At 68.0% G+C, this 3,683-nt stretch carries 4 protein-coding genes and 2 tRNA genes; 3 read left to right on the top strand and 3 right to left on the bottom strand.

Annotated elements, in window-relative coordinates; translation table 11 throughout:
* The coding region (locus Q0U08_RS18770) for a spermidine synthase (protein ID WP_298093253.1) at positions 1-1,201 on the top strand (1,201 nt) is incomplete at its 5' end.
* 2 nt (positions 1,202-1,203) lie between these two features.
* On the opposite strand, the gene Q0U08_RS18765 is transcribed toward Q0U08_RS18770, so the two are convergent.
* The gene (locus Q0U08_RS18765; RefSeq protein WP_298093251.1) at positions 1,204-1,713 is read right to left on the bottom strand and encodes a hypothetical protein; all 510 of its coding nucleotides are present in this window, start codon (positions 1,711-1,713) and stop codon (positions 1,204-1,206) included.
* 84 nt (positions 1,714-1,797) lie between these two features.
* On the opposite strand from Q0U08_RS18765, the gene Q0U08_RS18760 reads away from it, so the two are divergent.
* Positions 1,798-1,874, top strand: a tRNA-Arg gene (locus tag Q0U08_RS18760).
* 29 nt (positions 1,875-1,903) lie between these two features.
* Positions 1,904-1,980 (top strand) — tRNA-Arg (locus tag Q0U08_RS18755).
* A gap of 60 nt (positions 1,981-2,040) precedes the next feature.
* Here the strand turns inward: Q0U08_RS18755 and Q0U08_RS18750 are convergent.
* Both Q0U08_RS18750 and Q0U08_RS18745 read right to left on the bottom strand, forming a co-directional pair.
* Complete coding sequence (locus tag Q0U08_RS18750) at positions 2,041-3,030, bottom strand: Gfo/Idh/MocA family oxidoreductase (protein WP_298093250.1); 990 nt, start codon at positions 3,028-3,030, stop codon at positions 2,041-2,043.
* Positions 3,027-3,683 (bottom strand): zinc-binding dehydrogenase (locus Q0U08_RS18745; protein ID WP_298093248.1); only part of this gene is annotated, 657 nt, incomplete at its 5' end. The genes Q0U08_RS18745 and Q0U08_RS18750, both read right to left, overlap by 4 nt.

The following is a 3,683-nucleotide window of genomic DNA, read 5'->3' as shown; positions in this document are numbered from 1 at the left end:
GACGGGTTTCTATCTGGCGATGTCGGCGGGCGGGGCGCTGGGCGGGGTGTTCGCCGTGCTGCTGGCACCGGTGCTGTTCGACTGGACGTACGAGTACCCGCTGCTGATCCTGGCCGCAGGGATGCTGGTGCCGCAACAGTTCCTGGCGGTGCAGATCCAGCGGCTATGGGCGAAGCACGGGCGGGTGATGCTGATCGGGCTGGCGCTGATCCTGGCGATCGGCATCGATATCGCGGTGCTGCGCACCGACGGGCTGACCGGGGCGGCGAACGGCATCGCCTTTCTGCTGCTGGCGACGCTGGGCCTGCTGACGATCGGCGCGCGCATGGGCTATGTCCTGCTGCTCGCCAGTGCGCTGGTCGTGTTCGGCGGATACCGCGCCATCGCGCTCAGCCTGGATGCAGGGGCGCGGACGCGCAGCTATTTCGGCGTCTATACGGTCAACATCCGCTCCGACCGGCGCGAGCTGGACCACGGTACCACCGTTCACGGCGTACAGCTTCGCGGATCGCCGGCGCGGGAACGGCAGCCGACCACCTATTACGCGCCCGGATCCGGCGTGGGGCAGGCGATGCTGCTGGCGCCGGCCCTGTACGGCGCAGGCGCACGGATCGGCGTGGTCGGCCTGGGGACCGGAACGCTCGCCTGTTATGCCCGGCCCGGTCAGAGCTGGCGCTTCTATGAGATCGATCCTGCCGTCATCCGCATCGCGCGCGATACCGGGCAGTTCAGCTATCTGTCGCGCTGCCTGCCGCGGCCGACCATCCTGCTCGGCGATGCGCGGATCAGCCTGTCGCAAGCGGCGCCCGACAGCCTGGACCTGCTGGCGCTGGACGCCTTCTCGTCCGATGCGATCCCGATGCACCTGATGACGCGCGAGGCGTTCGAGACCTATGCGCGCGTTCTTTCCGCCCGCGGCCTGCTCCTCGTCCATATCTCCAACCGCTTTCTCGACCTGGAGCCGGTCGTTGCTGCCGCCGCCCGTACCGGGGATTGGCATGGCATGCAGTTCAACTACAATCCTTCTTCATTGGATACGGATGCGTCGGCATCGCTGTGGATCGCCCTGTCACGGGACCGGGGGGTGATCGATGCGCTGGCCGACCGCAATCCGGGCTGGGCGCCAATCACGAATGCCGAGCGGGTGCCGGCATGGACGGACGATTATTCGACCATCCTGCCGCTGATCCGGGGGTTCTGACGTCAGGCGGCAGGCAGGCCGGCTTGCAGTCGGTCGATCAGGGCGCTCTGCCGCGTTCCCTCGGCCGCGGCGCGGGTCTTGAGCGCGGTCAACGCGGGATAGTCGGGGGCAAGCTGCGCGGCTCGGTCGATCGCGGCCTCGTCGATCGTCGCGACCAGCGCGGAAAGCTGTGCGCGGCGATCGTCCAGTTGTGCCAGTCCGGCCTGCGCGTCGAGCCAAGGCTCGCTCCCCACCGTCTGCCCCCGTGCGGCGCGTGCCTGTGTCTCGACCTGCCGTGCCTCCGTGTCGAAATCGCGGGCAAGTGTGTCCAGTTGGCCGTTCCATTCGGCGATACGGGCATCCAGCGCGGGGTCGGGGCGGATTTCCGCCGGCTCGACCTCCGGCTCGGCAAAACCGAGTTTCTCGACCGGGCGCACGCCCAGCGAGGGATAGACGGTGTCGTCCTGCGCGCAGGCGGCGAGCGACAGGCTGATCAGCAAAGCCAGGGCGAAGGGGCGGGGCGACGGCGTCATGCTTGCACCCGTAGAAAAGTGAAGAAAGTCGAGCAACACTCTTGCGTTCGTTTCTGCCGGCTTCTAAGAGCCCACCTCCACAGCGCGCCCGTAGCTCAGCTGGATAGAGCATCAGACTACGAATCTGAGGGTCGGACGTTCGAATCGTTCCGGGCGCGCCAGTGGAAAACAGGTCTCAAATGGCCCATGCGCGCCCGTAGCTCAGCTGGATAGAGCATCAGACTACGAATCTGAGGGTCGGACGTTCGAATCGTTCCGGGCGCGCCATTCACCGATACCATCGATCGAATGGCCCCTCCCGCGCCGCAGGAAGGGCCTTTGTGCGGTTTACCGACCGTAGATGCGATCCAGCACCTGCGACACGGTGACCAGTTGCGCCGCCGCCGGATCGAAGCGTTCGCCGGCGGCCAGCCTCCGCGCCCAGTCGGCACCGGCGCGACCGCCCCATTCCTCCGGCGGCATGGCGAGCGTTTCGCGCTGGGTGCCGCGATACCGCTCCGCCACGAAGTCGTAAAAGGAGCCGTCGACATTGCGCAGCGCCGCGCCGCCTCCCGTGCCATAAAAGGCGGCGGCGATTTCGGCATCGCGGCCGGCATGGAGCCGCCATGAGCAGGTGAGGCGCACCACCGTGCCCATCGGCAGCACGATGCTGGCGGTGGCGAAGTCCTCCACGGCCTCGGCACCGGGGGCAAGCAGCCGCCCGTTTGCGAACAGTTGCGCGGTGACCTCCGGATCACCCTCCGGGAAGCCGAGCGCCCAGAGCGCGAGATCGACCAGATGGACACCCAGATCCATCACGCACCCGCCGCCCGATTGCGCACGGTCATAGAACCACGGCTTGTCCGGGCCGTAGGCATTGTGGAAGACGAGATCGATCGCCTGAACATGGCCGAGCGCACCGTTCGCCACCAGTTCGCGGATCGCCTGCATGCCGGCGGTGAAGCGGTAGGAGAAGTCCACCGACAAGAGCCGGTCGGCGGTACGCGCGGCGTCCACCACGCGAGCCGCCTCGGCGGCATCGCGGCCAAGCGGCTTCTGGCAGAACACGGCGGCGCCCGCCTGCAAGGCCGCCACCGACTGTTCGGCATGGAGCGCGCTCGGCGTGGCGATGACGACGCCGTCAACCCCGGTCGCCAGCATCGCCGCCAGCCCGTCCACGACATGCGCGCGAGGCGCCAGCTTCATGGCCTCGGCGATCATCTCGGGCGAGGGGTCGGCGATCGCTGCGGCTTCGACCAGTCCGGTCTCCAGCATCGCCTGCATGCGGTGGCGGCCGATCCAGCCGACGCCGAGAAAGCCGATCCGCGGGCGCGTCATGCCGCGTCTCCGAAGGTCACCAGCGCCTTGACGAAGCCTTGCGGCTTGTCGCGGGTCGCGGCGATCGCGTCGCCGAGTTCTGCGAGCTGATAGCGATGAGTGTAGAGCGGAGCGGGATCGATGCGCCCGCTCGCGACCGCTTCCACCGCGTCGCGCAGACCCCGCATCTGCACCGCGGGATCGCGTTCATGGGCGTTGATCACGTCGATGCCCTTCCAGTTCCAGTCCTGCATGTTCACCTGGCGCGGGCCATCCTGATGATAGCCCGCGACGATCAGCTTGCCGCCAAAGCCGGTGATCGCGCTGGCGAGGTCGAGGGGCCATTGCTTGCCCACCGCCTCGATCACCCGGTCGCATAACGTGTCGTCCGTCAGGCGCTTCACCTTTTCGATGATCGCCCAGTGATCGTGCATGGGGATCACGTCGGCGGCACCGTAATGGCGGGCGAGCGCCAGCGATTCGTCGCGGCGGGAGATGGCGATGACGCGGGCACCGGCGTCGGTGGCGAGGCGGGTGAGTATCGCGCCGAGGAAGCCGATGCCGACGATGGCGACGGTGTGGCCGGGGCGGATGTCGGCGCGGCGGAAGATGTTCATCGCGCAGCCGAGGGGCTCGCCGGGGAAGGGGTGGCCGTCGAGTGCGGGGGGCAGGGT

It is taken from the genome of uncultured Sphingomonas sp. (genome assembly GCF_946477935.1).
Taxonomy (GTDB): domain Bacteria; phylum Pseudomonadota; class Alphaproteobacteria; order Sphingomonadales; family Sphingomonadaceae; genus Sphingomonas.
This window is presented reverse-complemented; position numbering and strand designations above follow the sequence as displayed.

Excerpts from the sequence above, each read along its gene's own strand:
- Q0U08_RS18765 (WP_298093251.1), bottom strand. The coding sequence starts at position 1,713 with ATGACGCCGTCGCCCCGCCCCTTCGCCCTGGCTTTGCTGATCAGCCTG.
- Q0U08_RS18750 (WP_298093250.1), bottom strand. The coding sequence starts at position 3,030 with ATGACGCGCCCGCGGATCGGCTTTCTCGGCGTCGGCTGGATCGGCCGC.